The organism is Streptomyces sp. CNQ085, assembly GCF_022614595.1.
Classification (GTDB): Bacteria; Actinomycetota; Actinomycetes; order Streptomycetales; family Streptomycetaceae; genus Streptomyces.
This window is the reverse complement of sequence record NZ_JAJFAU010000209.1, coordinates 1-6355: the sequence shown is the minus strand read 5'-3', so window position 1 is coordinate 6355 and position 6355 is coordinate 1. Positions and strand designations below refer to the sequence as shown.

General features: G+C 69.8%; 9 protein-coding genes. 7 read left to right on the top strand and 2 right to left on the bottom strand.

Annotated features, from left to right (window positions below):
* Positions 1-19: 19 nt before the first annotated feature.
* The 4 genes from LJ221_RS22790 to LJ221_RS22775 all read left to right on the top strand — a co-directional run bounded on the left by LJ221_RS22790 (position 20) and on the right by LJ221_RS22775 (position 2892).
* Positions 20-637: a transposase gene (locus LJ221_RS22790; protein ID WP_308314843.1), complete on the top strand. Its 618-nt coding sequence runs from the start codon at positions 20-22 to the stop codon at positions 635-637.
* A 253-nt stretch (positions 638-890) separates the two neighbouring features.
* Positions 891-1079, top strand: coding sequence for a 2Fe-2S iron-sulfur cluster-binding protein (locus LJ221_RS22785; protein WP_302852061.1), 189 nt, complete (start codon positions 891-893; stop codon positions 1077-1079).
* Positions 1060-1233 carry a hypothetical protein gene (locus tag LJ221_RS22780; RefSeq protein ID WP_247720361.1) on the top strand — a complete coding sequence of 58 codons (174 nt, stop codon included), beginning with the start codon at positions 1060-1062 and terminating at the stop codon, positions 1231-1233. The genes LJ221_RS22785 and LJ221_RS22780 overlap by 20 nt, the downstream gene beginning before the upstream one ends.
* A gap of 1017 nt (positions 1234-2250) precedes the next feature.
* Entirely contained in the window at positions 2251-2892 is a 642-nt protein-coding gene (locus LJ221_RS22775) for an aldehyde dehydrogenase family protein (protein WP_308314842.1), read from the top strand.
* A 2-nt stretch (positions 2893-2894) separates the two neighbouring features.
* Here LJ221_RS22775 and LJ221_RS22770 read toward each other — a convergent pair whose 3' ends face one another.
* A complete protein-coding gene (locus LJ221_RS22770; protein WP_241718590.1) occupies positions 2895-4112 on the bottom strand; it encodes an IS110 family transposase in 1218 nt (405 codons plus the stop codon).
* Between the two features lie 614 nt (positions 4113-4726).
* Here LJ221_RS22770 and LJ221_RS22765 point away from each other — a divergent pair.
* The 3 genes from LJ221_RS22765 to LJ221_RS22760 all read left to right on the top strand — a co-directional run bounded on the left by LJ221_RS22765 (position 4727) and on the right by LJ221_RS22760 (position 5994).
* Positions 4727-5134 carry an aldehyde dehydrogenase family protein gene (locus LJ221_RS22765; protein WP_241718592.1) on the top strand — a complete coding sequence of 136 codons (408 nt, stop codon included), beginning with the start codon at positions 4727-4729 and terminating at the stop codon, positions 5132-5134.
* Positions 5080-5211, top strand: coding sequence for a hypothetical protein (locus LJ221_RS23560; RefSeq protein WP_302852060.1), 132 nt, complete (start codon positions 5080-5082; stop codon positions 5209-5211). The genes LJ221_RS22765 and LJ221_RS23560 overlap by 55 nt, the downstream gene beginning before the upstream one ends.
* A 123-nt stretch (positions 5212-5334) precedes the next feature.
* On the top strand, positions 5335-5994 hold the full coding sequence (locus tag LJ221_RS22760; protein WP_241718589.1) for a GntR family transcriptional regulator: 660 nt from the start codon (positions 5335-5337) through the stop codon (positions 5992-5994).
* A 17-nt stretch (positions 5995-6011) separates the two neighbouring features.
* On the opposite strand, the gene LJ221_RS22755 is transcribed toward LJ221_RS22760, so the two are convergent.
* Positions 6012-6221 carry an integrase core domain-containing protein gene (locus LJ221_RS22755; RefSeq protein WP_241718588.1) on the bottom strand — a complete coding sequence of 70 codons (210 nt, stop codon included), beginning with the start codon at positions 6219-6221 and terminating at the stop codon, positions 6012-6014.
* Between the last annotated feature and the right edge of the window lie 134 nt (positions 6222-6355).

The window sequence follows — 6355 nt, the reverse complement described above, 5'->3', positions numbered from 1 at the left end:
CACATGATCACCAGCGGCCATGCCTGTTCTGCGTCCAGGGGCGCCTCCGGCAGAAGCCAACAAGCCGTCACATCCGGCTCTCAGCAGGCGAACCGCCCACCTCGGCACTTCTCAAAGGCCCTGGGCCCGGACCTGGGGCAGGATCGGCCGCACGCCGGTGGTCAGGGTCCGCGGTCGGGGAAGTGGCCGCCTGTCCATGATGGGCATGTGCTGCTTCAAACCCGGTACCAGGTCGCGGCTGATCTACGGGCTGCGGGAGTACCGAGGCCGCAAGGACGAGCCGAAGGGCTTCGGCTGGAAGGACTTCTGCCGCCTCCTGGTGCGGGCCCGTATCCAGCTCGGTGGCCCGATCGTGCTGGTCTGGGACAACGTTCGCCCGCACCTCACCCGCGGCATGCGGGAGTTCATCGAGAAGAACGCCGACTGGCTGACCGTCTTCCAACTGCCTACCTATGCACCCGATCTCAACCCGCGGGAGGGCATCTGGTCGCTGGTCAAACGAGAGATCGGCAACCTCGCGGCCGCCGATCTCTCCCAGGTCACCCGAGCCGTCAAGCGCAAGCTCAAGCAGATCCAGTACCGGCCCGACGTGGTCGACGGCTGCCTTGCCGGCACCGGCCTGACCCTCAACGACTGACCGACATCACGAATTCAAATTCAGTACATCAGCCCGGCCGCGGCGGAGGACTTCTCCGGGATGACCGTCAAGACCGAGTACTGACCCCTCCGTCCCCCACCGACCGCCGGGGCGGGCGCGAGGAAACTCTCGTGTCCGTCTCGATTTCTACGTTTCCTTGCCGGAATCTCCTTATCGAAAGGAAAAGGGTGCCTTCCGAGCCACTATAGAAGTATGTGACATGTTATTGCGGGGCTCATGAGACAGACCGTCGATGCCGTCGTCATCGGCGCTGAAGTCGTCGGTGCCGCGTGCGCCTACCACCTGCGGGACGGGAGTCTGCTTCGACTGCCTGATCACCGTCAACGGCCGCCCCAACCAGCGCGCGTACCTGGTGCCGGCGCGCGACGGCGACACCGTCGCCCCACAGGAAGGAGACGGCCGTGCCGACCTCGCCTGCTGAGCCCCCCGCAGTCCCGTACGACCTGGCGGTCGTGGGAGCCCGGCCCGCCGGACTCGCCGCGGCCGACGCGGGGCTGACCGTCGCCCTGGTGGACGCCGAACCCAGGCCGGGCGGCCAGTACTACCGCCACCCCGCACCCAGCCTGGGAGCGTGACCCTCCACCACGGCTGGTCCGCCCCCACCGCCCTCGAGGCCCGACTGCGCCAGCACAAGCAAGCCGGCCGGGTCCCACACCTGCCGGGACGGCAGGTGTGGGCCATCCAACAGTCATACGATCACGCAGGCCGCTGGACACTGCTCACCACCGCGGCCGTGTCACCGCACGACCAGACCGCGCCTGGCGATCAGAACACCTGCGAGGCACCAAGGGAGAGCGTGCCGACGCACCATCTGCTGCTGGCGACCGGCACCTACGAACGTCAGCTCTCCTTCCCCGGCTGGACATCGCCCGGAGTCGTCTGCGCCGGAGGAGCCCAGGCCATGATCAAGTCCGGCCTCGTACTGCCGGGCCGGCGCGTGATCGTGGCCGGAAGCGGCCCCCTGCTGCTGACCGCGGCCGCCTCACTGTCCGCCGCAGGGGCGTGCGTGCCATACGTCCTGGAGGCGAGCGGCCACCTGTCCTACGCCCGCCGACCGGGAGCACTGCCGCAACCCCGGCAAGCTCGCCGAAGGAGCCCGGCACGCGGCCGCGCTCGCCCGCCGAGGGGTACGGCTGCGGACCAGGACCGCCGTACTCCAAACCCACGGGACCGGCCGGGTCACCGGCGTGACCGTGGCGAGACTGGACGGCGACCGGCGACCGGCGACCGGCGACCGGCGATCCGGGACCGAGCAACACCTGTCCTGTGATGCCCCGGCGATAGGCCACGGTCTGATACCCCAGCTCGAACTCGCCGTGGAACCGGGCTGCGCCAGCCGCACCCGACGGCACACCCACCCTCGTGGTGGGCTCCTTCCCGCACACCAGCGTCGGCGGCGCCCAGCTCGCCTTGTACGAGGGAGAACTGGCCGCCGGCGCGGTCGCTGCCGAGGCGCACGGCGAGACCGCTGCCGCAGGTGTGGCTGCGGGACTTCGCCGACCTCATAGCCCGGGTTCACCGGCCCGGACCGGCCCCAGTGGCTGCGAGGCGGCACCGAGATCTGCCGCTACGAGGGAATCGATGCCGCGTCCGTGCACGAGACGGTCGACGCCTTCGGCGCGGGCGACACGCGCACGGCCAAGCTGCTGCCCCGGGCCGGCATGGGCTGGTGTCAGGGACGAATGTGCGGCCCCGCGATCTCCTGCACCGTCACCCGTGCCGTGCGGCGGGCTGCCCGAGCCCAGAGCGAGTTGCTCGCCGCCGGCGCGGCCGCGCGGTCCGCGGCCTTGAGCCGTGCCGGAGACGCCGTGGAGACCGCGTCAGAGGAACTGGCCGGACTCCCGGTGAGAGAAGTCGGCAAGCCACTCGCCGAGGCCCGCGGCGATCTGGCGCTACTACACTCAGCTTCCCTACGACGCCACCGGGAAGGTGCACGAGCCGGCCTCGGGCCGGGACTGCTGCTCACCCGGCGGTGCCCGCACGGCACCGCCGGCCTGATCACCCCGTGGAACTTCCCGCCGGCCATCCCGTCATGGAAGGCCGCTCCGGCCCTGGCCGCCGGCAATGCCGTCGTCCTCAAGCCCGCACCGGAGGCGACCGCGTGCGCTATGTGGCTGGCCGAGATCCTCAAGGAGGTCCTGCCCGCGGACGTTCTGCAGGTCGTTCCCGGGGGGTGCCTCTATGTCTTTCGTCAAGGCATCTCTGTCGGGTTTCGGGTGGTTCGGGTTTGCTGAAGCTATGCGGCGAGCTCGATGTTCGTCGGTGTCCGGGATCCGTAGGAGGTGCCGTCGCGGAGCATGGCGAACAGGACGCCGATGCGTTGACGGGCGAGGCGGAGGAGGGCCTGGGTGTGGGTCTTTCCGCGGGCGCGTTGCTTGTCGTAGTAGGCGCGGGAGGCGGGGTCGGCGTTCATGCAGGCGAAGGCGGACAGGAACATCGCCCGTTTGAGCTGGCGGCTTCCGCCTCGGGGTGCGTGTTCGCCGTGGATCGAGGTGCCGGAAGACTTCGTGGTTGGCGTGAGTCCGGCGTGGGAGGCGAGGTGGGCGGCGGTGGGGAAGCTGGTGCCGTCGCCGACAGTGGTCAGCAGGACGGCGGCGGTCCTGACGCCGACGCCGGGCATCGACGTCAGGACCGGGGAAAGAGGGTGGGCCTCCAGCAGGGCGTTGATCTGGGCTTCCAGGGCCCGGCGCTGTTCGTGGACGGCGGCGAGCGAGCGGGCCAGGGAGGGCACGACGATGTCGAGGGTGCCGGTCCCCGGGACCACGACGGTCTGCTCGTCGAGTGCGTCGAAGACATCGTCGATCAGCCGGGCGGCCATGCGCGGGGCCTTGGGCCGGATCACCTCGACGAGTCTGCGGCGGCCGGCTTTGCGCAGCGCGGCCGGGGAGCCGTAGCGTTCCAGCAGCCAGGTGACGGCCTGGTGGTCCAGGCGCGGGCCCAGGACGCGCTCCAGCGACGGGTGGAACTGGGTGAGCAGGCCGCGTATCCGGTTGCTGGTGCGGGTGGCCTCGGCCGCGAGGTCGGCGTCGAAGCCGACCAGAACGGTCAGCTCGGCGGTGATCTCGTCGGTCAGTTCCAGCGAGCGCAGGGTGTGCGGCATGGTGCGGGCGGCGTCCGCGATCACAGCGGCGTCCTTGGCGTCGGTCTTGGCCTCGCCCGGGTAGAGGTCGGCGATCCGGCGCATGGCAAGTCCGGGCAGGTAGGCGACCTTGCAGCCGGCATCGCGGGCCACGGTCAGCGGCAGGGCGCCGATGGAGGCGGGCTGATCGACGATCACCAGGGCGGTGCCGAACTTTTCGCGCGGCTTGTCGAAGACGGCCCGCAGCCTGGGCTCGCTGTTGGGCAGCGGCTTGTCGAAGACCTTCTTTCCTGCCGGGGTGAGCCCGTGCCCGTGGTGAGCGGTCTTGCCGACGTCCAGGCCCAGGAACACGCCCACGTCTTCGATCTCGAACATCGTGCCCCTTCCCAGGGGGTGTTGGCGGTGCCGGCCTCGGCTCGGGTGTCGTGCTCGCGCATCCACGTTATGCGGACCTGCCGCCCGCGAACTGTCCGGCATTGCGCCGGACCGGGTGGTGGCCGGACCTCTGATCAGCGTCTCCGACGGCACCTCCCGGGCCCGGTGACACCACCCCCCAGGTCATGCCTTCGTCAGGGGGACACAGTCATGCCGGGCCCGGAGGCCGACGGCCCTCTTGCAGGACCGCGAAGAACATAACGGGGGCCGAAGTCGGCGCCGCTTTGATCGGCCTGGCCGATGTCGCTTCCTTCACCGGGGCGACCGCCGTCGGCGCTGTGGTGGTCCGTGCCGCCGCAGCCCGCGGCATCCCCACCCAGGCGAGATGGGCGGCCACAACGCCGCCGTAGTCCTGCCGGACGCCAACATGGGGAGGACGGCTGCGGACATCGCCGCGGCGATCGCCGGTTACACGGGGTAGAAGTGCACCGCCACCAGAAGGGTGATCGCCGTGGGCAGCGCTCCGCCGAAGCTGCGCGAGGCGCTGGCGGAGGCCCTGCGGGAGCTGCCCGCCCGCGGATCCCCACGCGGCGGCCGCGGTATGCGGCCCCGTCATCTCCAAAGCGGCCCGCGACCGTCTCCTCCGGGCCCGGGACAGCGCCCTCGCCGCCGGGGCACGTGTGTTGGCAGGGGGCGGTCGGCGCGGTTCGGGCGCAGCAGCGGGCTGGTACGCCGATCCGGTACTGCTGGAGAACGTGCCCGCCGCACACGAGCTGCACCGCCGTGAGGTCTTCGACCCCATCGCTGTGCTGTCGGGGGCGGCGGACTTCGGCGAGGCGGTCCAGGCTGTGAACAGCGGTCACTACGGCCCGGTCGCGTCGCTGCACACGGGCGACCTGGAGAAAAGCACTCTCGGTGATCGACCGCCTCACCGCGGGCATGCTGCGGGTGAACGCTCCGACCACCGGTGTTCGACCTCCACCTTCCCTTCGGAGGGGAGAGGGACTCCAGTTACGGGATGAGGGAGCAAGGGCACGCCGCGATGGACTTCTACACCTCCAGCCGCAAGGTCTCCCTCCTGCCCGCCGCATCGACCTGAACCGCCGAGAGACGGGCACCCCCCCGATCCCCGGCGTGACTTGGTCGATCGCGCCGAGGGTGGCGCAAGTGTCGCACAACGTGACATTGTACAGTGAGATCACAAATCCACGGAGGGGAACCCATGAGTGAGCTCAAACCCCGGAAGCCCGTTTCGGTACAAGAGCACCTGCGTGACCAGGTGGCCAACGCCCTCCGTGCCGCGCTGATCGCGGGCGAACTGCAGCCCGGGGCGATCTACTCCGCCCCCGCCCTCGCCACCGAGTACGGCGTCTCGGCCACTCCCGTCCGTGAGGCCATGCTGGACCTGGCGCGCGAGGGGCTTGTTGAAGCGGTGCGTAACAAGGGATTCCGCGTCACCGAACTGTCCGAGCAGGATCTGGACGAGTTCACCGAGATCCGCTCTCTGATCGAGATCCCGACCGTCGGCAAGGTGGCCAGGTCCGCCGGGCGGGAACAACTCGAGGCCCTGCGCCCCCTGGCTGAGGAGATCGTGGCCGCCGCACGTGCCGGTGACCTCATCGGCTATCTGGAGGCCGACCGCCGCTTCCATCTCGACCTCCTCGCCCTGGCCGGCAACTCCCGTCTCGTCGAAACGGTGAGTGACCTGCGCAAGCGCTCCCGGCTCTACGGCCTCACCGAACTCGCGGAAGCGGGAGCGTTGGTGGCCTCCGCGCGGGAACACGCCGAACTGCTGGATCTCATGCTGGCCGGCGACGCCGCCGCGGCTGAGGAACACATGCGCCACCACCTGGCGCACGTTGAGCTGCCCCGAGTTTCGTAGAGTCCGCGATCGTGTGATCAAGCGGTCTGCGGGACTTCCTCCAGGTGCGCCCAGTACGTCTGCTCGTACTCGTCGGGCGGCACGTAGCCCAGGGCGGAGTGGAGTCGTTCACCGTTGTACCACGCGACCCACTGGAAGACGGCCCGCTCGACCTGGTCGACGTCCCGCCATGGCCCCTGATGTTCGATCAGTTCGGCTTTGAACGTGCCGTTGAGGGCCTCGGCCATCGCGTTGTCATATTGAGGCGGAACTGTTCAGTTGCCTATTCGAGGGTGTAGCGGACGTGGCGGGCGTGGAAGTAGCCGCGGATGTGGCGGGGTTGGCGCTGGCGGCGGTGGAGGAAACGTCGGGTCTCGCGGGC